Here is a 25,025-nt window from a genome sequence, read left to right on the forward strand (position 1 = left end):
TCAGGACTGACGGTAGCCGAGAAGCCGAAGGGCATTGAACACCACCAGCAACGTCGAGCCCTCGTGCACGGCTACGGCGGGACCAATGCCAAGACCCATGATTGTGGCTGGAACGAGCAGTGCGACAACGCCAAGGCTGACATAGACGTTCTGACGGATCACCCCTCGGGTGCGACGACTGAGCTCCACAGCGAAGGCAACCTGTTTCAGGTCCTCGGACATGAGGGCAACATCAGCAGTCTCCAGCGCGACATCGGAAGAGGCCGCTCCCATCGCAATACCCACACTTGCACTGGCCATTGCAGGTGCGTCATTTACGCCGTCGCCCACCATCGCCACCCGCTCCGTCTCTTTTAATTGACGGATCGCCTTTACCTTATCGTCGGGCATGAGATTGCCCCATGCCTCGTCCAAACCGACGTCCCTTGCTACAGCTTGGGCAACAGTCTGATGGTCACCGGAGATCATGATCATCCGCTGGATGCCCAAGCTCCGTAACTTTTCCAATGCCTCACGTGCCTCTGGGCGCGGCGTGTCCATCAGCCCGATGATGCCCAGGTCCCGGTCGCCCAGGCGAACCGCCATGGTCGTTCTCCCAGCTTCGCGCAGTACATCGATAGCAGACTGCGCGTCAGTGGTGAGAGCTCCAATGCTACCGTTACCGAACATCTCTGCTTTTCCGATCCAGGCGCTGATGCCGTTCACTTTTGCCTGAACGCCGCTCCCCGCAAAGTTCGTAAGATCCGTCGCGCCCGTCACCTGGATGTCGCCCAGTCGAGCGCTCCCGTCGCGAACGATGGCTGCAGCTAACGGGTGGTCACTGAGGGCCTCTACGGCCACCGCAATTTGGAGCAACTCTTTCTCCGTTGCCCCCTGCATGACCTTGATATCGGTGATGCGCGGCTTGCCTTGGGTGAGCGTTCCGGTCTTGTCAAACGCGATGGCGCGGATCATTCCTAACTCTTCGAGCGGCGCTCCACCTTTGATGAGTACACCACCACGTGCGGCTCTTGCGATCCCCGCCAGAACAGCACTTGGCGTGGCTATGGCCAGTGCGCAGGGGCTCGCTGCTACCAAAACTGCCATAGCACGATAGAAGCTGTCACGGAATGGCTCATCAACCACAACCCAGGAGAAGAGAAGGAGTGCAGCCAGAATCAATACCGCAGGAACGAACACTCTCTCGAACTTGTCCGTAAAGCGCTGCGTGGGCGACTTCCTCGTCTCAGCCTCACTTACCATCTTGACGACGCGAGCGAGGGCGGATTCCCCTGATCTACGCGTGACTTCAACCTCCAAGGCGCCAGAGCCATTGATAGTGCCGGCGAAAACACGTGACTCCATTGCCACCGAATCAGACCGAACCCGTGCCAGGGCAGGGTCACTGACTGCCAGCTTATCGACCGGGATGCTTTCCCCGGTGACAGGGGCTTGGTCAACGCTGCTAGCCCCTTTGATAACGAATCCGTCCGCCGGCATCCGGTCATTGGGACGTACGACCACGACGTCTCCAGGTATCAAGGCTTCAACCCGGACTTCAACCACCCGTCCATCCCTCAGTACCTTGGCGGTCTCAGGGGCAAGCTTGGCGAGAGCTTCGATCGCACGCTTCGCCCGGCCCATCGCGTAATGTTCAAGGGCGTGACCGAGACTGAAGAGGAACAGAAGCAAAGCGCCTTCGGCCCATGCGCCGAGCGCGGCTGCGCCTGCCGCTGCAACCAGCATCAGCGTATCGATCTCAAAGCGCTTTAGCTTGATATTCCCGATCGCCTCGCCAAGCGTGAACCAGCCGCCAAAGACGTAGGCTGCTACGTAAAACGCTGTGGGAATCCAGGGCGTTTGGGTCAACCCAAGCTTTTCAATCGCAAATCCCACGATCAGGAGCAGGCCGCAAGCAAGTGAGAAGATCAGCTCACTATTGCCACCCAGGAGGCCCCCGTGGGAATGACCGGGGTCCTGTCCGTCCTTGTGATCGTGTCCTTCGTGCTGATCCTTCAAATCTCCCCTCGGACTCGGTGGCTCTTGCGCTACACCCAGCGCGTCAAGCTTCGCTCTCAGCTCCGCCTCGCCTGTCTTGGCTCTCTCGTACTCGATACTTATGCCGCCAGCTGGGCTGGTGGTGGCTTCAATGACGCCTGGTACGGCCTGCACTTGCGCCGCAATTGTCCTTGCCTTTCGTGCGTGAACGGCCGAACCAAGCTCCAAGAAAAGGTGGCCATACCGATCACCCAACTCAACGCCCATGGATGCCGCCACCTCTCGCACTCGCTGAAGCGAGACGATCTCGGGGTTGTAATGAATGCAGAGCATTCCGAGAGCTCCCTCGCCACCCTCGCACGCGTGCACGCGCGATACTCCGTTCATTTCCTCAAGGCCATCGACCAGCCTCTGCACGCAGCTGTCGTCGCGAGCGACGCCTGGGAGTAGTAGCGGCAGTTCGATTTCTGTGGTCAGGTTCATGTGTTCCCTCCAACGTCATAAGAATGGATCGGGAAGTCCGGCAGGCAGATGCGCTGCCGGACCCAAACATTCCATCAATCAGTGGGCAGTTTCCGGTTGCCCTTTGGGATCTGGCTTGGACAAACGGCCCGCAAATGTCGGCAGCACAAGCAGTGTGAGCACTGTGGCGGTCAACAGGCCGCCAATGACCACCGTCGCGAGAGGCTTCTGCACCTCAGCGCCAGACCCACTGGCAATGGCCATAGGAATGAAGCCGACGATCGCCACCAGCGCGGTGGTCACGACAGCGCGAATTCGGCTGCCGGCGCCGTTCATTGCCGCGATCAGTGGACTGTCACCAGCATCAAGCCTCTCTCTGATGGCTTGCATGAGCACCAATCCGTTCAGCGTCGCAACACCCGATACAGCGATGAATCCGACAGCGGCCGATACCGAGAACGGCATACCACGCACCAGCAATGCGAGAATTCCGCCAACTAGGGCAAGCGGGACGCAGGTGAACACCAAACCCGCCTCCTTTGCACTGCCCAATGCCATGAACAGGAGGCTGCCGATCAGCAGGAAGACAATCGGAACAACTGTCATGAGTCGCTTTTCAGCCCGCTGCAAGTTCTCGAACTGACCGCCCCACGTCATGTGCGCGCCCGGTGGAAGCTGTACGTCCTTCACCGCCGCCTGGGCCTCTCCCACAAACCCGCCCAAGTCACGACCGCGAACATTTGCCTGCACCACGACACGGCGGCTTCCGTTGTTTCGACTGATCTGGTTCGGCCCCTCGCTGATCTCGATGCGTGCGACAGAGGAGAGCGGGACGATGCCCCCAGTAGGCGTTGCAATCGGCAGCGATGCGAGCTGATCGGGGTCATTGCGTGCGTCGTCGCTGAGGCGAACAACAACATCGAACCGGCGGTCACCCTCGAAGATCTTGCCTGCCGCGGCGCCGCCAATACCGGTTGAAAGCGCGTCGCTTACGTCCGCCGCCGTGAGGCCATACTGCGCAGCTGCAAGATGATCGATCGCCACATTGAGGGTGGGTAGGCCGGAAATCTGCTCAACACGGACATCTGCCGAGCCCTGAACGTTTCTTAGCTTCAGCGCGATCTGGTCGGCAACAGCTTGCAGTTGCTCGAAGTTGTCGCCGTAGATCATGACGGCCAAGTCCGTACGTACACCTGAGATCAGCTCATTGAAGCGCAGCTCGATGGGCTGGCTGAATTCAAAGCTGTTGCCTATCTGCGAGGCGGCGATCTTTTCAAACCTCGCAATCAGATCCTCCTTGCTCAGGGAAGAGTCAGGCCACTCCTTTCTTGGCTTAAGTACGATCACACTGTCGGAGATGTTGGTCGGCATGGGGTCGATAGCTGCTTCTGCGGTACCGGTCCGCGAGAAGACCGTCACGACCTCTGGTTCAGCAGCAATGGCCTTCTCCAGCGCCAACTGCATAGCCAACGATTGCTCAAGCGACGTCGATGGCACACGCAATGCCTGCATGGCGAGGTTTCCCTCATCAAGGGTTGGCATGAACTCACGACCCAGCATCGTAAAGCCGACCACGCCCATCCCGAGCATCAAAAGGGCGCTAGCGAACACTGCCTTGGGCCTACGAATCGCCGCTTGGATCGCCGGTTCAATACGGCCGCGCAGGACGCGGATGATTGCTGTCTCATGTTCTTCGTCCTGGTCGCCCTCGTGTCCCTCCTTCTTCGCATGGAGCTTGGGTTCCCTGACCAGCAGGGCAGCCATCGCCGGTACGAAGGTAAAGGAGAAGATGAACGCGCCAACGAGGGCGAGCATGAAGGTGGCGGCCATCGGGTGGAAGGTCTTGCCTTCCACACCTTCCAACGTAAGGATCGGTGCGAAGACCAACAGGATGATCACCTGGCCGAACGCTGCAGGACGCGCCATCTTCCTCGCCGAGTCGGCGGCCACACGCAGTCGCTCCATTGCATTGAGGGGTCGGCCAAGTTCGGCACGCCGCTTCCCAAGCATCAGCAGGGTGGACTCGATCACAATTACCGCGCCATCTACAAGGATGCCGAAGTCCAGCGCTCCCAAGCTCATCAGGTTGCCGCTGATACCGAACTTGTTCATGCCGATAACAGCGAACAGGAACGACAGCGGAATAACCAAGGCGGTGATGGCTGCCGCACGCAGGTTGCCTAGCAGCAGGAACAGCACAACGACGACCAGCAGGGCACCTTCGGTTAGGTTCTTGGCGACAGTCTTGACAGTGGAGTTAACCAGCACACTACGGTCCAGCACTGGCTCTGCGAAGATCTCGGCGGGTAGGGATTCATTGACCTGTGCCAGACGCTCAGCAGCAGCTTGAGCGACGGTGCGGCTGTTGCCGCCAGCGATCATGAGTGCCGTGCCCAGTACTGCCTCATGACCGTTTCGGCTAGCTGCACCAAGCCGTGGGGCGCGCCCCATCCCGACCTCGGCAACATCGGCCACCCGGATCACCACGCCGTCCTTGGTGGCAACCGGCGACTGAGCCAGGTCGTCGGTCGTCAGGGCAAGGCCGTCGGCCCGAACGACCAGCCCTTCGCCCGCACGCTGGACGAAACCGGCACCAGCCTGGACGTTGGAGCGTTCCAGAGCTTGGACCAAATCGGCCAGACCCAGGTTGTATGCCGCCAGTCGAGCGCTGTCGGGGTAGATGCCGTATTCCTTGACGTAGCCACCTACCGTATCAACACCGGCCAGGCCGGGGCTGGAGCGCATCTGTGGTGCGATGATCCAGTCCTGGACAGTACGCAGGTACGTTGCGCGCTCCTGGGCGGTTCCAAGTCGATCGCCCTCTGGTGTCAGGTAAACCTCACCTTCTTGCCAGCCAGCCTGGCCGGGCTTGGCTAGCTTCTTGGGGTCAAATGGCTTGAAGTCCACCGTCCACATGAGAACCTCGCCCAGCCCGGTTGTAACCGGGGAGAGCATGGGGGACACGCCCTCGGGCAGATCTCCGGCAGCCTCCCGCATCCGCTCTGCCACCTGCTGGCGGGCGAAATAGATGTCGGTCTGATCAGTAAAGATCGCCGTGACCTGAGAGAAGCCATTGCGTGACAGGGAACGAGTGGTGTTCAGACCCGGGATTCCGGCCAAGGCCGTTTCCAGAGGATAGGTAACCTGGCGTTCAATCTGCTCCGGAGTAAGGGCAGGTGCGATGGTATTGATCTGAACTTGGCGGTTGGTGATATCTGGTACAGCATCGACTGGCAGCTTGCTCAGTTGGAACAAGCCAAAGCAGGCAATCAATGCAGCCAGAAACACCACGAGCCAGCGGAACTTGACCGCTGCTTCAATGATGATCTTGAACATGGTGTATGAGTTCCCTTAGTGGCCGTGCTCGGCTTCACCCTTGGCCAGTTCGGCCTTGAGCAGGAAGGCATTGGCGCCTACGAGGCGCTCACTACCCATCAGGCCGTTAAGGATTTCGATTCGATTACCTGCACGACGGCCAGCGAGTACCGGCGTTGCCTTGAAACCACCCTCGACGGCAACGAAGACAACACTTCTGCCATCAACGCTTTGGACCGCATCTGCCGGCACGCTCATGCCTCCGGCGGCGCCATCGGCGATGATGACGGCCGAAACGGGGGAGCCGGCCGGTGGCAACTTCTCCGAAATTGGTTTGGCGCGAATGGTCGCGGTGCCGCCCTGCTGCATCACATTCGCAGCGGCGGCAATGACCTCAGCTTCGAAGCTTCCGCCCGGGCCAGTCACTTCCAGCTTCATTCCGGGCACCGCGAGAGTGGCCAGTGCTGGCGGTGCAGTGAATACGAGTTCATTCATGTCGGGATTGGAAACCTCCGCAACAAGCGTCCCAGCTGAGACGACGCCACCGGGCGTCACTTGGACGTTGCCAACCAAGCCAGCGACAGGACTCGAGATGGTCACCCGGCCGGAACTGTCCGGAGACCCGCTGGCCGCAACCTGCGCACGTGCAGCACTAGCGGCAGCATCCGCGGCCAAAGATCGCGCACGCGACGCCTCCAGCTCCTGGCGTGCCACTACGCCTTGCTCGACAAGGGATTTATCGCGGCCGTAGGCCAGGCGGATGGCTTCGGCCTCCGCCGCTGCGACAGTAGCGGCGGCCTTGAACGTCGCGGCTTCTCCACTAACAACGATCACCAGGGGCTGGTTGCTCTTGACGGCCGTACCAGGTGCAACAAGCACGCGTTCAACGCGGCCGGTGACCGTTGATGCGATCGCAGCACGCCCCCCGATGGCCGGCTCGACGCGCCCAGCTAGGCGGGTCGATGCGCCACCGCCGCGCCCGACAGCCACCACGCCGATGCCAGAAGCCTTGATCTGGTCAGGGGTCAGCTTGACTACACCTTCCTCGGCCTCCTCTTCGCCGTGATCGCCATCGCCATAACCCTCACTGTGCGCCTCTGCGGAGCCCGGCTTGGCGTCAGCTGCGTGATCGTCGTGACCGTCATCCTTGCCAGCCGGCTTCTCTGCCTGGGCACCACTGGATTTAGCATCCTCCTGGGCACCGCCACTGCATGCGGTCAGCCCGCCGGTCATCAGCAAGGTAGCCAACAGCGTCGCTCCGATGAGCGTTTTGTTTCCGTACTTGTTCATTTTGCCTCCACAAACGGTTCGCGCCCTTCAAGGCGGGCGAGGTCGATTTCTGCTGCCACCCGGCTAAGACGGGCATCCACAGCACTGCCACGAGCAGCGATCAGGGTTGATCGCGTGCTGCGCAGCTCCAATTGCGATATACGACCTGCCTCGAATCCGATGCGGGCCAGCCGATAGGCTTCGTCTGCAGCTTGTACGCTCTCATCTGCGGCCCGTGCGCGGCTGTTGGATGCTTTGAGACTCGCAACTGCCCCCAAGCGGGCTGCTTCACTGTCACGCTTCTGAGCAACCAGAACCGCTTCGGCAGCACGTTGTTCCGCGTAGGCGGCCTGGATCGCACCGCGGTTACGGTCAAATAGGGGGATCGAAAGGCTGATGCCCACGTTGTAGGCCTGGTCGCCTGCTTGGCGGAAGCGCGTCTGAGCCACGGACGCACTCAATTGTGGCAAGGCACGCTTGCGCTCGACATCTATAAGGCGACCGGAGGCCTCCGCTTCAGCCTGTGCAATGCGAACGGCAAGCGGGGGTGCCTCAATAGCGACTGGGTGAGAGGGCACGCGGTCAAGCAGGCTTTCACCGATGTCGGTCAGGGGACTGTCCACCAAGGACACCCCGGCCAGGCGCGCAAGCGCCGCATCCCGGTAGGCCTCGGCCTCATCCAGGCTTGCCTTCGCATTGGCGACCTCGCTCCGTGCCTGCACACCGCGCAGGTTGGGCTCACGGCCCTCGCTGACCATCGCAGCCACGGCCTTAGCGTCCTGTTCAATCAACGCCAATGCTTCGCTGGCCAGTTCATAACGGCGCAACGCAGCCTCTGCTTCGGCATATGTTGCCGCCAAGCGTCCGGCTGCGTCACTGCGCATCAGATCACCCCGTAAGCCTGCCGCGCCTGCCTCCGCACGCGCGGCGCGCACTCGGGCCCCTCGTTGACCCCAGATCTCCAATGGCTGGGAAAGCGTGACAATGCTGTCAGCGTTGGAAAAGCCTTTATAGGGTCCCGTGCCGTATGCATTTTCCGCTTCGATGGAGACCGTTGGATTGGGTAGTGCCCGAGCCTGTTGTACCCGCGCCTCGGCGGCCTCAGCCAGCGCGACGCCCTGGACGGTCGCAGGCATCTGGTCCAAGCGAGAAAGCAACGATTCGTAAGATGGTGCAGTTTGAGCAGCCACATGTCCGGTTGGCACCAACGCCAACAGAATAGCCACAGCCAACCCGGTCGCTGAAAGCGACCGGCCTGTCAAAATCGACATAAAAACTCCCGTAAATTATCTGAGCGAACGACCCGCAAGTGCGGGGCAGAGCCAGATCAGATACGGGGGGGGCGCATGGGACCGTCGAGTCGGAACGCGTAGACGTCCGCGTGCTTGGTACTGTGCAGCGAGATCCGGCCATCGGCGAACAGATCATCGTGACCGGCAGTTGGCAGGCTTGCCGTTGAATGGTGGCAATGCCCATGGCCACAGTTATCGGCGCCAGACGAATCCTTGCCCTTGCCGGGGTCCTGGTCCGATTCGCCTGAGACGCCGTGCATGTCACCTACGGTGGCTGGAGCCTCCTGCGCGCATGCCAATGCCTCAGCCACGGGCACGACCACGAACACCGCCAGAAGCAGCAGCATCAGGTACATACGGATGGCGGGCAGAGAGCGACGCATGGGGGAAGGCTAGCAACCTCGTCTGGACGGATACAATTACATAGAAATACTACAGTTACGACACCGGACGCGCTGTCGGGTCCTGTTCAGGTTAGGGTGCCTAGAGGGTCAACCCAGCAGGACCAGGGCCCAAATGAGCGCCACGTTGCAAAGAGCCACGAACACAGCGCCCGAACCCATGTCTTTGGCGCGACCCGCCAGCTCATGGATCTCTGGGCCGTAGCGTTCGATAACCGCTTCGATGGCGGAGTTCAGCAGCTCCAAGGCCAGCACAGCCAGCACGCTCCCCATTAGAAGTGCTCGCTCTACCGCTGAGTGGCCCAGCAGAATCGCTGCCGGTAGTGCCACCACGGCCGCGACAACCTCGAGTCGAAACGAGGATTCATGCAGCCAAGCCGATCGTAGTCCTTGGAGGGACCAGCGGAGCGCCTTGAAGACGCGGGCAATGCTCCGCGGACGATGACCGTACATATCTGCCACTGCGTTGCTTCCTTAATTTAGGACCCCAAGAGCCGCTGCTGGGCGCTTCCAGCAGCGTGCTCGTTGTCGCCCGTTATGGGGTGGACCCGGAGTTGATGGAACAACCGGAGAAAAGATTCAGGCTTTCGTCCAACGACTTCGTCCGGACCTGCATGAGGCCGAGTACAGAATGGAAGAGGTTGTCGTGGCTGGCCGGCCGCTTTGATCGGTCCCGGACACATTGAAGGTCTAGGTTGTTGCTGCTCTTCATGCCCTCGGACATCCACATGACCATGGGCACTTTGATCTGAGTGTCGGGAGCAATGGCATAGGGGAGACCGTGGAGATAGACGTTCGCCTCGCCCAGTGACTCACCGTGGTCGGATACGTAGATCAATCCAGTGTCATGGCTTTGATCCTGCTCAAGCATGCGGATGGCCTTTCCTAAGAAGTCATCTGTTGCAAGAACTGCGTTGTCATACGCATTGACGATCTGCTGGCGTGTGCACTTGCCCAGATCTGCATTGCGGCAGTCAGGCGTGAACCTCCTCAGACCCTCGGGATATCGCTTGTAGTAGCTCGGCCCGTGGTTCCCCAGCTGATGCAGAACGACCACAACATCACCCGGATTGTCATCGATCGCGTCATGCAATCCCCGCAACATGATCTCATCGCGGCACGCTTGGTCATCGCACAACCCATCCTTGATAGGCACGCGGAAGGACTCAAATGCCAGGTCCGCGCAAACCCCCTTACAACCTGTCTGGTTGTCCCGCCATAACGTCTTGATGCCAGCTCGCTCAAGCACATGAAGCAGCGACTCTGAGCCCCTGATCTTGTCTCGATCGTAGTCTCGCCTTCCATACACCGAGAACATACAAGGCACGGAAACTTCAGTATTTGACCCGCAGGCAGTCACGTCCGAGAAGTTGACAACGTCCGATGCCGCCAGCTGTGGCGTTGTCTGCCGGCTATATCCATTCAGTCCCCAGTTCTGCGCGCGAACCGTCTCGCCTACGACTATGACCAGAAAGTGTGGCTTCGCACCTGGTGGATGGGGCTCCATTCTGGCGTCCGGACCGACCACCTGAATCGGACCCCGTTCGGCTCGCGTCTCTTCTCGGACAACCTTGGCAATGGAAGCAAGATAGTTTCCGGGTGTTGCCAAGTACCTGACTGGCTTGTGGTTACGCATGAGCGAGGACAGGTTGTCGAACGAGGCGAAGGCCGCGCCAGTTATGACCACGACAGAAACGCCGAGCAGAAGGACTCTAGCAAGTACGGCGCTCGCCACACTGGAGGGACGCCGGATCCGAACCGTACATGCCACGACGGCTGGAAACACGCCTTTCATCAACACCGCAAGGAAGAATCCCCAGGTCAGCAGCTCGCCAGCCTCTGCGCTGTCAGTCTTCAGCACGTTTCGCACCATGCTTGCATCGAAGTAGACGCTGTAATTGTCTGAGTTGTAGGCGGCAGCAGCGGACACGACAAGAAGCAAGGAAACGACGGGCTTTACCGTCCATCGAGTGCACAACAACCCAAGAAAGAGTACGTTCAAGGAGGTAAGAATCGCTGCCGTTGACAAGAGAAGCAGCGCACGGGCCGCTCCATCAACACCACTCTTGGCGATGACCTCTGCAAAGAAGGCGTTGTTGAGGAACAACGTGAAGTACAACGCCACAACGATGATCAGAGTACTGATCCCCAGCTGAGGTCCCCTGACATGCCTGCCAAGCCGACCGAGTGGATCTGAGACAGCTCGGCCTTGCCGATCACTCCGGCTGAAGCATTTTTTCAAGTAGTCCATTTGTTTTTCCGTTTGATGGACCCGCAGACGCGCTCATGGCGAGTACGCCGGCGCTGTGCAAACCGAAGTCGCTGTGCTCGCGGGTCTACTTAAGGGGTGCTCAGAGGGGCAGTACAGGTGCAAAGGACCTGACGCCCTCGACACTCGGAAGCGGCGGCGAGGTCTAGCGAATTGAGGTTTCGCATGTCGATAGAGCTCCAGCCGGAATGAGCCACCAGGTTCTTCGATTGGCTACTCCAAACTGCAAGGATGGATCCGGCCTTCGATCACCGCAGTTCTCTAGCACGGACCCCTCAATGAGCAGCCAACGCACGTCCTGGCGCTCCTGCTGCCAACTCAATGCCATGGCAAGCTGCTGCCTAGCAGGCCGATTGAAGCCGAACTCCGCCGTGGCTGATTGCGACATGAGCAATTGCTGCTCGCGCCAACCGACCAGTCCCAGTTGCGCCGAAGGTCCGATGCGTGTGCTCACCTGTTCCATGAGCCCCCGGGATGAGCTTGCCTCGTTCAGGACGCTGGGACCCGCAAGCCCGTAGACGACCCAAAAACCACTCATCCCCGTGACCAGCCCCTTCCAGGCGCTGCCTGAAAGTGAAAGAGCCGCACCAACCAGCAAGGGCAACGAGGCGAGGAGGACCAGGATGGCGATCGAGTGCGAGTCCTCACTAGAGCCACGCTCAGTGAGAAGCTTCACTTCGAACCGAGGGTTGGAAGCGAGCATCCATATCCCCAAGGTCGCCGTTGCCGTACCCAGGAGCGAGACAAACGCGGTCGCCAATCTTCGTACTCCGACTCTTCCGACAATGTCTGGAAGAGACGCAGCGAGCGCCAAGCACAGCATCGGCAGGCCGGGGAGGATGTACATGTCCCGCTTTCCTGCAGGAACTGAAAAGAACAGTACGATCAGGGCGAGGCTGCCGACCGGAAGCCATAGACGTTCGTCAAAGCGACAAAGCCCTTTGTAGAGGCTTGGGCCCGCCCAGGGAAGAAGGGCGATCGTTGGCAACCACGACGTAGCTATAACTACGAGGAAGTACCACGGTGCCTGGAAGTGATGCCATGAGTTTCCGTAACGCTGGATCGTCTGGCGGAACAGGATGTTACGCGCGTACTCAAGGTTCTCTTGGGTGGGGTGGATCCATACAGCGATCAGCATCGGAATGAGCCAGATGCCGATCGCGACCAACAAGGCCAGGGGTCCCAGCCACGCGCGTCGATCACCTATCCAAGAAGCACTCATCTTCCTGGAAAACGTCAGCGCCAGGGCTGGAACCAGCATGAAGAGTGCAATCACTCCCACGCCCTTGGTGATCACTCCCAACCCGGCCGCAAACCACGCCACGGTCCACATCCGCCAATCCGGACCGCGAACAATGTGCCGAATGAGGCCGTAGTGGGCCAAGGTGACCCATGCAAGCAGCAGGGGATCGATCTGCGCGCGCTTCATCTGCAGAGTGAACTGCACGGCGAGGAGTAGCGCCCAACCTGCGTAGATCCCGGCCTGCTTGGACCACAAGCGCCGTCCTAGGTCGTAGGTCATCCACACACATGCGATACCTGACAGCACCGAGGGAAGCAGGAAGGCAATCCTGAGATTTCCGGTCAGCTGCAGCAGGGCAGCCTGGATCCACATGAAGAGCGGAGGCTTGTCTGCGTACAGCTCTCCACCGCGGCGTGGGAACAGCCAGTTTCCGCTGTCCACCATTTGGGAGGCAACCAAGGCGAATCTCGGCTCATCGGCAGGCCAAGGGTCGCGCAGGCCCAGGCCCGCACCGAGGACCACCGTAGCGGTTGCCATCAGCAGTGCCGCTTGACCGCGCGGAGTTCGGAGGTAGGTAGATATTGAGAGGGGCATTCAAGCCGCCTTCTTAGAGGCGGCACGGTGCCGTTCGGCGACTGCGCGAGCAGGCACGCGTCGGCCGGACGCACAAAGCGCCCAGAAACAAGATGTGATCATGGAAAGATCCGCTAAGGGTGATCGCAGAAGGACGAACAGGCGCCTAGCGCCTGGGTCGCGATCAAGCCCTGGGAGGTCTAATCAGCCTGTCGGGGGTGTGGGGCGCCACGGGCCGTTCGTAGAACACGTGCCCACCCTCATCCAGTGGCGCCTCGCCCGGCGCAAATCCGTTAGACGCCACGAATGCACTGCTGTGATGGCAATGACCATGACCACAGGCTGGGTGTGCCTTGTCGGAGTGCCTCTCGCCTGGCCCTGCTACTTCCTGATGGGACTGCTCTTCAGAGAAACAGACCGAAGCATCGACGACAGGCACTATTACCAGCACTGCAAGTAGCAGTGCCAAGGCGTAGCGCTTGGCGTGGATGGCAAGGGAAGTCACGTGCTGCTTCGACCCATACGGACGTGGCCGGGAAGATACCTTGCATCATAGTTCTCAGCAAGCTGAGGCTTGTTCATGTTTTGCCCGGGCCCGGGCCCGGGCGGGTGGAGCGGGAGCGGCCGAGCACCTTGCCACCAACTGGATCCAAGGCCAGGTCTGCACCTTTCCCGCCGGTGCCTCTCAGCACGCTTGCACGCAGATCATCTTCGGCCAGATCCACAACAACCTCAGCACCAGACCACTTCGCTCGTTCAACCTTGGCGGCCGAGGAAACGACGGCACTCGGCATGGCTCCCAGCGCTCTGCTCATCTGGATCAGTGCGTGTCCCACGGACCCGGACGCTCAAGAGATCAGCACCGTCTGCCCGGCCTTCACCTGTCCAATGCGGGTCAAAGCCTAGTGGGCGGTGACGTAGTTGATGGGAAAGGCGGCCCCCTGATCCAGGGTGATGGAATCAGGAAGGCGGATGATGCGCTTGTCCGAAGCGATCGTGCGGGTGATGAACCGCGGCGAGCGCGCATCTCAGTATGGCGAGGTGAGCGTTCCGGCAGCCGAAATCCAGCCTCTTCTGCAGGCGAGGGACTTTCTGGGTCAGTCACTCGGTGCGGGATTGCGCGAGCATATGCCGTGCCTGTGTGGCAGCGGCAGCAAGTACAAGCGTTGCCATGGCGCGCAAGTGGAGCGGTTCTTCCGTCGCTGACGGTGGTGCCCCTGGTCGGAATCGAACCGACGTGTACGCGCTTATCTGGCGCGTGCTCTCACCGGGGTATAAGGCCGGCGCTCTGACCAACATGAGCAACAGGGGCGTGATCGTAGGATGACCGGCGCCGGCCGGGGCCCGCACGCGGCAACCTGGTCATCGGGTAACTCAAACCCATCAAGGGCGTACCGCAGCAGCTGGAGATCGTTCGGGAAATCCGCCATCACCGCCGGCGCGTCGACCTCGCTGAGGAAGGCGCGCAGCTCGGTAGTCAGGGCGGCATCAGGCAGGGCTGCGTCGCCGCGGTCTAGCAGCGGGTAGACGCTTTGACGAACGAAGTCGGTGGGTCGGGCAGGCTGGCTCGCTCAGCGTAGAAAAGGCGGTCTCCCCCTTCGTTCACCAGCGCCAGACTCACCAGCTCGCTGCCCGTTACATCGGCCCACTCGGTGTCCAAGAAGTAGTACGTGGTGGCCATTATTGAATGGTGCCACAGCTTCCAGGGGAGGGCCGAGCCTGGAAGTGCGGCCGAGGGTAGAATTCAGCGATCCATCAATCGGTTAGCGAAGATCTGGCCGTGCTCGTAACGATTCCCTGCCAGCCCTCTAGTAGGTGGCAGCCAGCGGACTGGGCACCAGGCCGGCCCCGGCGCGGTTGCGCGTCAGCGGTGCCATCACGATGCGGTTGGCCAGAGTGACGCGGCCAAGGGGGCAGGGCTGGAAGAGCGTCGCGGCTGTCATGGCGAGGAGGACTCGGAAGCGGGGATGGCGCAATGATGATGAGCGTAATCTTAGATGTCAACGGTTTGATGATGCGCATCATCTATACGTGGTAAACTGCGCTTCCAGCAGGGCAGAGCACCAAGAGGCAAGCCGTCATGAAGGTCACCAAGGCACAAGCGCAGGCCAACCGGGCACACATCGTCGAGACCGCTTCCGCGCTTTTCCGGGAACGGGGCTTCGACGGCGTGGGCGTGGCGGACCTGATGGCCGCTGCGGGCTTTACCCACGGCGGCTTCTACAAACACTTCGGGTCCAAAGCGGACCTGATGGCCGAATCTGCCAGTTGCGGATTCGCCAACTCGTCCGAGTCGCTGGGCGAGATGGACGCGGCGGCGTTCCTGGGCCATTACCTGTCGCGGGAGCATCGCGACAATCCTGGCCAGGGCTGCACGATGGCGGCGCTCTGCAGTGATGCGGCGCGGCAGCCCACGTCGGTCAAGCAGGCCTTCGCAGCGGGTATCGAAGCGCAGTTGGCAGCGGGGCAGGGGCATCATGCGCAGGTCGAGGCCACCGCAGCCCAGGGTGCCCGTGCAGAACGGATCGCGTTGATCGCGCAGGCCGTCGGCGCCATCGTGTTGTCACGCTCCTGCCCGGATGATTCGTCGCTGGCCGAGGAGATCCTGGACGTGTGCCGCGCAGACGTACTGGCACGGCTGTCAGGTGTGCCTGAGGCTTAGGCGCGTGCCCGGTGCTCGCTGGCGTCAGGCGTGTGGCTGCTTGTGGCCGAAAGCAGATGGTCAGGTACTCTTCGCTAGCTATTACGGCCCAGCTCGACGTTGGCGGGCATCTCAACTCAAATCAGGACTATGCAGGGCACCGTCATGTACTCACTTCGCACGTCACGCGCTGAAGACGGCCCCGCTCTAGTTGATCTCTGGCGGCGCTCCGTGGACGCGACCCATCACTTTCTCAAGGTCGAAGATCGAAAGAGCATTGATGCCGAAGTTTGCGGATTCCTACCCGATGCGCCCCTGACTGTAGCTGTGGACGAAGACGACAAGATCCTCGGACTCATGCTGATACATGGAACACACATGGAGGCGCTTTTTGTCGATCCGGACGTGCGCGGGACGGGTGTCGGCCGCCAATTACTGCAGCACGGATTGTCGCTGCATCAGGCGTTGAGCACGGACGTCAATATGCAGAACGCCCAAGCTGTTGGCTTCTACCGACGGATGGGGTTTGTGGAATCCGGTCGTTCAGAGGTCGACTCGCAAGGGCGACCTTATCCCCTGATCCATCTTCGATACCAGGAACATAGTGAGTTAGGCGCCGCGCTGTAGGGAAACCGTGTTAGAGCAAAGGCATTTGAGTCACATGGTTAGCTTGTGTCGATACCCCGCTGTGCTGGCTCGGGTAGCTTAGTCTGCTCCTTCAATGGATCTGCTCAATTTGATCTCGCCTGGGCGCGGATGTGACCGTTCACTACTAGAGACCGCTTCTGGCCGAAGGCGGACATCCATCAGTGCTTGTCCACTGCTCTTGAGATGCGGCATGGTCTGCTTGCTGGGTCCGGCTATGCATCGGCTTGTTAGCCGGACTGGATCGGTCAGGATTTCGTAGACATCTCAGAGCCATAATCAATGGAAGCGAGAGAGGTGTCTATGACGAGCAAGCAGTACACGTATGAGTTCAAGGCCGAAGCGGTCAAGCAGGTCACCGAAAGGGGCTTTGCTGTAGCCGAGGTTGCCAAGCGGCTGGGGGTCTCATCCCACAGCCTTTACCAATGGCTCCGCAAGGCCAAGAGCGAGGCCTTGGCAGGCACACCAGAGGGGTCGATGTTGCCCACGCCCAAGGACTCAGCCGAGGTGCGTCGGTTGAAGGCCGAGGTGAAACGGCTGACTGAAGAGCGCGACATCCTGAAAAAAGCCGCGGCGTACTTCGCCAAGGGGTGACGGCGAAGTACGCTTTCATGCGTGAGCACTTGGGCGAGTTCAGGCTGACGGCCATGTGTCGAGTGCTTGGGGTTAACCGCAGTGGCTACTATGCATGGGTGGGCAATTCGGGCAGGCCGCGACGTCGTGAGGATGATCGTTTGCGCGGCCTTATCGAGCACGCCTGGCTGGCAAGCGGAACGGTATACGGCTACCGCAAGATCACCCGGGAACTTCGTGAGGCCGGTGAACGTTGCAGCCGCCATCGTGTTCGACGTCTGATGAAGGCAGAGGGCATAAGGGCAGAAATTGGCTACGGCATCAAGCCACGCCATCGAGGCGGTCCGCGTGGGATGGTTGAGAACGTCGTCAATCGCGACTTCTCGCCCGCTGCGCCAAACAGGGCATGGGTCACCGACATCACATATATTCGAACCTACGAAGGCTGGATTTTCCTGGCAGTGATCGTCGACCTTTACTCACGGCAAGTCGTTGGCTGGGCGATGCAGTCCCAGATGACCACCGACCTGGTGCTACAGGCACTGGTATCTGCGGTATGGAAGCGAAAGCCTGCTGCGGGCTTGATCATCCACTCTGACCAAGGCAGCCAGTTCACGAGCAGCGACTGGCTATCGTTGTTGAAGCAGCATGGCATGATCCCAAGCATGAGTCGACGCGGAAACTGCCATGACAACGCGGTGGCTGAGAGCTTTTTCAGTGCACTGAAGAAAGAGCGGATCAAGCGACGGATCTACCCCACCCGGGACGAGGCACGCTCGGATGTATTCAATTACATTGAGATGTTCTACAACCCAATTCGCCGGCATGGTTTCTCTGGCAACCTGGCCCCTGTAGAGTTTGAACGGCGCTACGCGCAAAGCGGCTCATGAATGTCTACGGAAGTCTGGCCGGTCCATCCTTCTTCCTGGGTAGCGCTGGGTACTGACCGCACGGGGACTGCCTGCGGGCGCGCCTTGAATACACTTTCCTGACCCGGAAGAGGGCAGGTCTGAGCCACGGGGCGTGGTCTGGGCCAACGGTCCAGCCCTGGGCAGCCTGAGAGCGTTAGAGATTGCACGCGGACTTGAGCTGGTCACCATGCCATCGGGTGTACCCACGACAGGTAATCCTCGGGTCGTGGGCGCATTCCGGCGCGAATGCGCAGCAACGTGGGCTACACCAATACGTCCAGACAGGCGGGTGGCAGGTGTAGAAAAGGGCAATACCTGCGCGTGCGCTATCCCTTTGGCTCTCGGTAAAAGTGTCGTAGCGACACGTCGGCAGTCATCTAAGGCTGCAGCCGCGTAGTGCTTACCGGTCGCATCCGCAGAAACGAAAGGTCGTTCTACGGCGCTGAGCCGGCGCTTGAGGAGAAGTTGATTAGCGCACGTTATCGCGGGTGAGGAGATGTCCGGCCAGAGTCCAATGCGAACCCAGGCGCCTAGACTCACCCCTACGCTTCAGTGCCCGAACGATCGCCAAGAGCCCGTGCGGGAACCCTTTGCTGACTGCCGTGCAGAGCAAGCTATACTGGCGAGCAGAGATTTGGGGCGCCTCGGAGAGGAGAGGGGACCTTGTACGTTCTAATTGATTACGACAACGTTCCATCGGCACTGTGGTCACCGGGTCCAATTGAGGCTGCTTCCGCCATTTGCGCGCAATTACCGGCAGCTGTTATTGGAAGTGAGCCAGACCTTGTCGTCAGGCTGTATGGGGGCTGGAAGACCAACTCAGTCTCGACGCAGCGCGCCCAAGGACTGATGGCACATCTCACAATGGGGCACACTTATATTCAAAGACCTGGCCACTCCACAGATGCTAAGAAGATTCGATTTGTCGTCCAACTAGCACTTGGACCTATCGGAGGGAATGGCGTGTTCGCCACCACACTCCAAACGGACCGACCACTGCGATCTTTCAGGCCAAAGCCTAACCCGGCAGGGTGTGTAAGTTCCGATGCGTGCGGGATGCGGTCGATAGGCGACTTGCGTCACAACACTCCGTGTAGCGAAGGAGCTTGTGCGATCACTGCAAAAGATGTTCTGGTGCGCGACGAGCAAAAAATGGTAGACACGTTGATGGTGGCCGATTTGGCCCACATTACTTTCGTGGACAAGCATGATGATGTGGTCGTTGTTAGCTCAGACGCAGACATATGGCCGGGAATTCTGTTGGCGATAAAGGGGGGCTGCGCAGTTACCCAAGTCCACGCCACGCCGAAGATCGTCACTGCTTCGAACCTAAAGAATATGTTGCACCCTGACATTTCGAGCTACTACAGAGAGATTTCAATCTAAAGCCATGGACATTGCTCAGCTGAAGCAAATACTGACTTCTTTCGCAGATGAGCCTGCCGATGTGGATGTTCGCTCGGGAAAGATCACCGCTCAAATTCGCGACGACATCATTGAGGCAAATCTATCTTTTGATGAGAACCAAAGTATCATCGTTGAGGAAAATGGCATAAAACTTCACTGGCGACCTTGGATTATCCAAAGAGTCGCGAGGCTCCCGCAGCTGGCCGATCGAATCATTAGCTCGGGGCGTGCTTCACCGCTAGGCGATGGATTACGCCCGTTTGTCGCACCAAAGGCGCTATACACAGGCGATCTGGCGGGCACCAATGAGAGCGTAACTGATGAGCGCCGTGAAAATGCTAACGAAGCTCTCGTTGACGCTGCAACCTCGGCAACGCCTGGTGCCACATCTATCCTCTACTTAACTTCCGACGCTGGCGAGGGCAAGACTACGTTGATCAAGCGCGTTGCGCTTGACCAAGCTCAACGATTTAAAGATAAGAAAGTATCAAGTCTAATTGTGCCCATCCCGCTGAGCGGGCGATCATTCTTAACTTTCGATGATGCGGTGATCGCCGCCCTGTCTAATCAATTGCGCTTCGGCTATTACTACTACGATGCATTTCTACACCTGGTCAAGCTCGGTGCGATTGTGCCCGCGTTTGATGGATATGAAGAGATGCTAGTTGAGGGGTCGAAAGGGGAAGCAGTCTCGGCCCTGGGAAATTTAGTTCAGTCCCTACAGAGCTCTGGGTCCGTGATAATTGCGGCACGCAAGGCCTTCTTTGAGTACTTGAGTTTCCGTACTCAGGCGCGCCTGCTAGACGCGATTGGAGATCGTTCAGCCGTGTTCGGTCGACTACAGCTACAGCGCTGGGATAAGGATCTGTTCTGCCAATATGGAGAGCTTCGCGGCGTGACGGATCCGGCAGCAATTTATGAGACAGTTGCCGCGCGACTCGACGCTGATCACCCGCTCCTGACCCGAGCCGTGTTGGTCAGCAGGCTGTTTGACGTGGCCGAGAGTGAAGAGGATAGGAACCAGCTGGCTGCAAAGCTCGGCTCCAACCCTCATGACTATTTCTACACTTTCGTTGACACAATCGTGCAGCGCGAAGCCAGTCAAAAGTGGCTCGCACTAGTTGCAGGCGAAGTTCGTGAACCACTTCTCACGAAGCAGGAACATCACGCCCTTCTTGCAAGCTTGGCGCAGGAGATGTGGCAGGCGTCCGTGGGGGCGCTTCGGTACGACGTAGTAGACGTGCTTGTAGATTTGTTCACAGAGAGCAAGGGCAAGCCTGCCCATGTTACTCGCCAAGTGAAGGAGCGGATTCGGCAGCACTCTCTACTTTCGGCGAACAGTCTTCGTGGAATGGGGCTGTCATTTGATCACGAGGACTTCCAGGCATTCTATTTGGGTGAAAGTCTAGGTCTTTTGTTATCAGGGGAAAGGCCGGTAGAGGTCAGGACGTTTCTTCAGGTTAATACTTTGCCTCACGCTACTGTGGAACAGGCGGTGCAATATCTGGAGCGTAATGGAGTCAACTTGACATTAATCATTGACATGCTTGCGTCGATTAACGGTCAGGAGACAGGCTTTACCTTTAGCAAACAGAATTGCAGTGCTCTATTGATCCGGATCGCGGAGGTGGCGAGCTCCGTAAACAATCCTATCCAGCTGGAGCGGCTAATACTTTCAGCTGCAAGCCTGGAGGGTCGCAGCCTTTCGAATGTGTCATTCCTTTCCTGTGAATTGCAGCCGACGGGAATTGATGGGGCCAACATGGATGATGTGCGCTTTGTCGACTGTGACTTCGAGCGACTGGAACTTGATGGTGATTCGGATCTCCGCGGGATTCGCATGGAAGATTGCAGGATAGCTTCGCTGGCTATCCCAGGGGACGATGTTCAGTCATTCGATCCCCGCGCCATCTCTCAGCACCTCCGTGAACACGGGGTGGTTTTCGAAGGCCAAGATTCCGAAGTCCACGGCGAGATTAGAGCCACCGACGAGAGAACAAGAGCAGCTGACAGATTTTTCCGCGCGTTCACGAGACGAACCTATGTGGACGCCTCTGTGCTTAAGCTTAAGGCTGGCCGCGTGTTGAGTTCTGTATTGTTTGACGACGTCCTGCCGCGCTTGATTGCAGACGGAGTGATCGGCGAGATTCCCTGGACGGGCCAAGGAGTCCAGCGACGCTTTAAGCTCCTAACGCCGATGACTGATGTGTATAGTGCCCTTGAAACTGCAAATGGCGATTTTGAAGTTTTTGCATTAGCACTTAAAACTAAGGGTCGAGCGAATCTGAGTGAATAGGCAGATAAAGGCGAGGGCGACGATCAGCGATCGAGAGATCGTCGCCGCCGGCCCGAGGGTGCCGGACGTCGCTAGAATTCATTGATCCAGGTGCTGTAGTCGATATGGGATGTTTATCGGGGGTAGGAAGGGGGCGCCGATCCAAATCAGATGTCCGGTGTCGACGAATCCGATCAGCTCCTAGGGGCAGTCGTTCATGCTCCGGATTGAGGCGAGACCGATTGACTGTAGTGTTCTCCAAATCCCTAACCGAGCTCGAATCAGGCGCACAAGACTGTCGCGTGGTTTGGCAGCTCCTGAGTTATCTTTGAGCACGCGGGCACTGGTTTGCCCAATGGATCGCCAGTACTGCAGACGACAGGAGATGTAATGCTCGCTTGCGGTCAGGTCGTCAGTTGTTGAAGAAATTCTGTGAGCGCCTTTCCGGGATCATGCTCCTCAGAGACAATCATCTCGATGCCCCAATGTCTTAGGACTTCTTCGGCCACCGGGTTGGGGCGACTCGTGAAGACATAAGACTTTGGCCTCGCGGTGGCAAAGTTTGAACTGCCCCACATCTCCGTCAGTCGATAAAATAGTAGCCGGATGTTGATGTCGTTCAAGCTGTAGCCAATGAAAAGCACCGAACTGCCGAGTACATCGGCCCGTAGCTTGATGTCCAGCGGAGTGTCGAAGTTCAAACGCTTGAAATAGCTGGTCTCGTCGAGAACGATTGATTCTTCCAAGTCGAAGTCACCATGCAGCTTTATGATCTGGCGGCGACCTTCTGTAAGCTTCACCAGATCGGCGACGCTCTTGATCTTGTCATACTTCACGCCGAGGGCGTCATGGGCGCTCTCGAGCCAGCGATCGTAGTTGGTCGTATAGATTTTGGGGAAGTTGCCTTGGGCGATCAGGCGGTGGATATCGGACTTAGTGATATCTGTGCTGACGTTATGCCACTCACGGTCCATCCAGCTGCGCAGCGCACCTAAGCCGCCCATTCTCTTCTTGTAGAACTCCGCGAGCGCCAAGGGCGTCCCATAGGTCGCAAAGATCTTCGGGTCGTAATCCAGCTCTTCGGCAATGCGTCCGATCAGTGCATTCCAGTCCGGCAACCCGAGGTTTGCCGACACACCTGCGCCCACGAATAGCATCAGCCTGCCGTTGCGGTGTGCCTTGAGGAGTTCTTCTTTCATTTCGTGCCCATCGCACCTTTTAGGTGATCCGCAAACTTGTCCAGCGCGATGCGGCGCATGGAGATACTGTCCTTGGCCGACCCCATTTCAGCGAAGGTCTGGCTAAAGCCGTTGGGAGTGAAGACACAGTCCCACTGGAAGTCATGTGGTCCGACAGGCGTTTTCGGCACAGTTCCTTCGATGGCGCCTTCGAATAAATGCATCTTGTGGCCATCGCAATAACCGAGCACTGTCTTGGCGGTAACCTTGATGTCGCCCAGACTCGCCACGAGGCTGGCGAAGCGGTCCGCTTTCAGCCGGTCCCAAAAGATCTGGGTCAAGCCTGCAGGCAGCCCGTTGAGCCCGCTCAGGTATAGGCCTGTGTGCTCGACGAATAGCGGGCGGCCGATGGCCTCAAAGGCCTTGATCAACTTGTCCTCGACCAAAGCGTAGACGTCTTCGGTCTGCAGCTCCTGGATCTTCTGGGGCACCGCAATGATGTCAATGCCCACGGGAGCAAGAATGCGCTGGACCTCATCAATCTTGTGCTTGTTGCTAGACATGAACCGGATCTTCAAATCAGCCCCTCTATGAATGAGTACTTTTTGGCGATACCGTATTGAAGCTGCATTTCGCAAATCGACAAGCCCTCAGCCATCGCCGCAGCTTGGTCTTCAGCCAGGCCGTTCTGGTGGATGGCCGGGTTGTCAGAGCAGATGACAAAAGGCACACCGTGGCGCCGAAACTCTTGAATCGGATGGGCTTCGTTCGGGGGCACCGCCCCCGTGAGCCGATTGCTGATCGGGCAGACCTCGACACAAATGCCTCGATCTGCCAGCAGCTCCAACAGGCTAGGATCTTTGCCGGCGGCAGTCCCGTGGCCAATGCGATCAGCGTCGAACACCTCGACGGCGGATCGCACGTTCTCTGCACGACCCGTCTCGCCTGCGTGGATAGTGATGCCCAGCCCCAAGCGATTCTTGGCATCGCGGAACATGGACGGCAGCTCTGTGGGGTAGGACACCTCCTCGTCGCCAGCCAAGTCCAGCCCCACCACATCCTTCGGCCGGCCGAGGTCCTCGAATGCCTGCAGGAGCTTGGCGAGATTAACGGCCCCGTACTCTCCACGGGTCACGGTGAGGATCAGGCCGCGGCGGATGCCGTGGTGATGTGCAGCCTCTCCGGTCGACTCGATGAGGCGTTCTAGCGCTTGGGCCGGCGAACACTGCTGAAGCGTCGCCAGATACAACAAGCTGCTGCGCGGTTCGACAAAGTCCACTTGGTTTTGAGCGAGGCTGCCGAAGACCGAGTAGCTCAGGCGATCAAGGTTCTCGCGCTTCTTGGGGAAGAGACGAAGGATCTTCCAAGGTGTTAGGTACTCTGCCAGTGAACTGCAAGGCGTCAGCCGTGCCATGTCTCGCCGGAAATTGAAACCCTCAGGCAGGATAGTCCCCTCATCGTCGAGTATTTCTCGGATTGTCGAGGCAGGAATTGCACCATTCATATGAACGTGAAGCTCACCACGTTTGAACGAGCTGGCTGCCGACTCTTCTGCCCACTCTACCGTTCTGATATCAGTTCTGCCAAGGGTCGCTATAACATCATACTTAGGCTTCTTCAAGCGCGTTTACCGAATTTGGATACTGCGTACGAAACAATCATGCATTAATATGAAGAGAACGCTAGATTGGCGGTGACCTGCCCGCCTTTAGCAAAGCGAGGACTCCAAGGCCGGAGGGGGAGATTATGAGGATTTATCGGGGGTACGAGAAGACAGCGACCGGCCACCAATCGACGGGTTGTTTGAGCTTCTACTTACGTCAGACACTCGCGCAGTGCATGCCGTCCTTTAGCTTGTGCGTAGGCTTGTGCGCCGTCCGCAGCCACCTTAAGATCTAGCCGTATTGAGGGGCATCCACCATCCGGTGGCCTGTCTATAAATCAGGTAACCGTCCCCAGAGTTCCGGCTACTTGGCAATTCTCGCTGGAGGCGGTTAGTGAGTGCATTCGAAGTAAGCGTCATCAGTATATCAGACCCCCTTTCACCACACACTCGATCGGTGCGAAAATCGCTTTTGATTGCAAGCGTGATCGCCATATTCATCTCAACTACGGGCCTCATTCCCGCGAAAATTACTGCATTGGGCATCGAGTTCTCGCAGACCGACCGTGGCTCAATGCTCTGGGTTCTCGGCTTAGTCGTTGCGTTTCTTCTATTGTCGTTCGCGGTTACCGCTGCTGCAGACTTTGCCGCTTGGCGCATGTCTTTCTCAGCAAAGGCGTGGGAGGAAGAGTCGCAAGGCTACGACAATGTTCGCAAATCAATGCTTGAGAGCCGATCACTTACAGATGAGGATAGGGAAGAGCTGGCCGAGATTGAGCGGCGCGTTGGAGCCATGTGGCGTAACGCTGGCCACGTGGGTCGTTACTCAATGCTCGAAAGAGTTGTAGGGCCAATCTCTTGGGCTCGTGTTGTCATTGAGTTTGTCTTTCCTATAGTCGCAGGCGTTTCTAGCCTTGTGCTTCTCGTCCGGGCATCGCCGTAAGCGGGCCTAGGCTTCATCCAAGAAGCAGCCATTTACCGACACGCATTT

At 58.7% G+C, this 25,025-nt stretch carries 18 protein-coding genes, 1 tRNA gene and 1 pseudogene; 7 read left to right on the forward strand and 13 right to left on the reverse strand.

Annotation, left to right across the window (positions count from 1 at the left end):
• The 8 genes from CXG43_RS02035 to CXG43_RS02070 all read right to left on the reverse strand — a co-directional run bounded on the left by CXG43_RS02035 (position 1) and on the right by CXG43_RS02070 (position 12,765).
• On the reverse strand, positions 1–2,460 hold the full coding sequence (locus CXG43_RS02035) for a heavy metal translocating P-type ATPase (RefSeq protein WP_101098471.1): 2,460 nt from the start codon (positions 2,458–2,460) through the stop codon (positions 1–3).
• Between the two features lie 78 nt (positions 2,461–2,538).
• Positions 2,539–5,775: a CusA/CzcA family heavy metal efflux RND transporter gene (locus CXG43_RS02040; protein WP_101098472.1), complete on the reverse strand. Its 3,237-nt coding sequence runs from the start codon at positions 5,773–5,775 to the stop codon at positions 2,539–2,541.
• Between the two features lie 15 nt (positions 5,776–5,790).
• Positions 5,791–6,987: an efflux RND transporter periplasmic adaptor subunit gene (locus CXG43_RS02045; protein WP_332870932.1), complete on the reverse strand. Its 1,197-nt coding sequence runs from the start codon at positions 6,985–6,987 to the stop codon at positions 5,791–5,793.
• Positions 6,988–7,040: 53 nt separating this feature from the next.
• The gene (locus CXG43_RS02050; RefSeq protein WP_101098474.1) at positions 7,041–8,294 is read right to left on the reverse strand and encodes a TolC family protein; all 1,254 of its coding nucleotides are present in this window, start codon (positions 8,292–8,294) and stop codon (positions 7,041–7,043) included.
• A gap of 56 nt (positions 8,295–8,350) precedes the next feature.
• Positions 8,351–8,662 (reverse strand): hypothetical protein, encoded by a 312-nt coding sequence (locus tag CXG43_RS02055; protein ID WP_232767549.1) that lies wholly within the window; start codon positions 8,660–8,662, stop codon positions 8,351–8,353.
• Between the two features lie 144 nt (positions 8,663–8,806).
• Positions 8,807–9,178, reverse strand: coding sequence for a diacylglycerol kinase (locus tag CXG43_RS02060; RefSeq protein ID WP_101098476.1), 372 nt, complete (start codon positions 9,176–9,178; stop codon positions 8,807–8,809).
• 73 nt (positions 9,179–9,251) lie between these two features.
• Complete coding sequence (locus CXG43_RS02065; protein WP_101098477.1) at positions 9,252–10,967, reverse strand: phosphoethanolamine--lipid A transferase; 1,716 nt, start codon at positions 10,965–10,967, stop codon at positions 9,252–9,254.
• Between the two features lie 163 nt (positions 10,968–11,130).
• Positions 11,131–12,765, reverse strand: a complete 1,635-nt coding sequence (locus tag CXG43_RS02070; RefSeq protein ID WP_157825032.1) for a glycosyltransferase family 39 protein — start codon at positions 12,763–12,765, stop codon at positions 11,131–11,133.
• 1,008 nt (positions 12,766–13,773) lie between these two features.
• On the opposite strand from CXG43_RS02070, the gene CXG43_RS02085 reads away from it, so the two are divergent.
• Positions 13,774–14,007, forward strand: a complete 234-nt coding sequence (locus CXG43_RS02085; protein ID WP_232767550.1) for an SEC-C metal-binding domain-containing protein — start codon at positions 13,774–13,776, stop codon at positions 14,005–14,007.
• 3 nt (positions 14,008–14,010) lie between these two features.
• On the opposite strand, the gene CXG43_RS02090 is transcribed toward CXG43_RS02085, so the two are convergent.
• Both CXG43_RS02090 and CXG43_RS02100 read right to left on the reverse strand, forming a co-directional pair.
• A tRNA-Ile gene (locus CXG43_RS02090) sits at positions 14,011–14,113 on the reverse strand.
• Between the two features lie 499 nt (positions 14,114–14,612).
• Positions 14,613–14,744, reverse strand: a pseudogene (locus tag CXG43_RS02100) (alkene reductase); the annotation flags it as partial.
• A 137-nt stretch (positions 14,745–14,881) separates the two neighbouring features.
• Between CXG43_RS02100 and CXG43_RS02105 the strand changes: the two are divergent.
• The 5 genes from CXG43_RS02105 to CXG43_RS02125 all read left to right on the forward strand — a co-directional run bounded on the left by CXG43_RS02105 (position 14,882) and on the right by CXG43_RS02125 (position 21,274).
• A complete protein-coding gene (locus CXG43_RS02105; RefSeq protein WP_101098481.1) occupies positions 14,882–15,463 on the forward strand; it encodes a TetR family transcriptional regulator in 582 nt (193 codons plus the stop codon).
• Between the two features lie 144 nt (positions 15,464–15,607).
• Positions 15,608–16,069 carry an acetyltransferase gene (locus CXG43_RS02110; RefSeq protein WP_101098494.1) on the forward strand — a complete coding sequence of 154 codons (462 nt, stop codon included), beginning with the start codon at positions 15,608–15,610 and terminating at the stop codon, positions 16,067–16,069.
• A gap of 321 nt (positions 16,070–16,390) precedes the next feature.
• Positions 16,391–17,550, forward strand: a protein-coding gene (locus tag CXG43_RS02115) for an IS3 family transposase (protein ID WP_101098482.1) whose coding sequence is annotated in 2 segments (ribosomal slippage) — positions 16,391–16,655 and positions 16,655–17,550 — 1,161 coding nt in all. Because the reading frame shifts where the segments join, the coding sequence is not laid out codon by codon here.
• A gap of 1,095 nt (positions 17,551–18,645) precedes the next feature.
• Positions 18,646–18,957, forward strand: a complete 312-nt coding sequence (locus tag CXG43_RS02120) for a hypothetical protein (protein WP_157825034.1) — start codon at positions 18,646–18,648, stop codon at positions 18,955–18,957.
• Positions 18,958–18,961: 4 nt separating this feature from the next.
• Positions 18,962–21,274, forward strand: a complete 2,313-nt coding sequence (locus CXG43_RS02125) for a hypothetical protein (RefSeq protein ID WP_101098484.1) — start codon at positions 18,962–18,964, stop codon at positions 21,272–21,274.
• Between the two features lie 383 nt (positions 21,275–21,657).
• Here CXG43_RS02125 and CXG43_RS02130 read toward each other — a convergent pair whose 3' ends face one another.
• The 3 genes from CXG43_RS02130 to CXG43_RS02140 are packed head-to-tail and all read right to left on the reverse strand — an operon-like array spanning position 21,658 to position 24,052.
• Positions 21,658–22,452, reverse strand: coding sequence for an SIR2 family protein (locus tag CXG43_RS02130; RefSeq protein WP_101098485.1), 795 nt, complete (start codon positions 22,450–22,452; stop codon positions 21,658–21,660).
• Entirely contained in the window at positions 22,449–22,994 is a 546-nt protein-coding gene (locus CXG43_RS02135; RefSeq protein WP_198551467.1) for a non-canonical purine NTP pyrophosphatase, read from the reverse strand. Before CXG43_RS02135 ends, CXG43_RS02130 begins: the two co-directional genes overlap by 4 nt.
• A gap of 11 nt (positions 22,995–23,005) precedes the next feature.
• The gene (locus CXG43_RS02140) at positions 23,006–24,052 is read right to left on the reverse strand and encodes a hypothetical protein (protein ID WP_198551468.1); all 1,047 of its coding nucleotides are present in this window, start codon (positions 24,050–24,052) and stop codon (positions 23,006–23,008) included.
• Between the two features lie 376 nt (positions 24,053–24,428).
• On the opposite strand from CXG43_RS02140, the gene CXG43_RS02145 reads away from it, so the two are divergent.
• Complete coding sequence (locus CXG43_RS02145; RefSeq protein WP_157825036.1) at positions 24,429–24,977, forward strand: hypothetical protein; 549 nt, start codon at positions 24,429–24,431, stop codon at positions 24,975–24,977.
• Positions 24,978–25,025 lie beyond the last annotated feature (48 nt).

The organism is Stenotrophomonas sp. Bg11-02 (assembly GCF_002836635.1).
GTDB lineage: Bacteria > Pseudomonadota > Gammaproteobacteria > Xanthomonadales > Xanthomonadaceae > Stenotrophomonas > Stenotrophomonas lacuserhaii.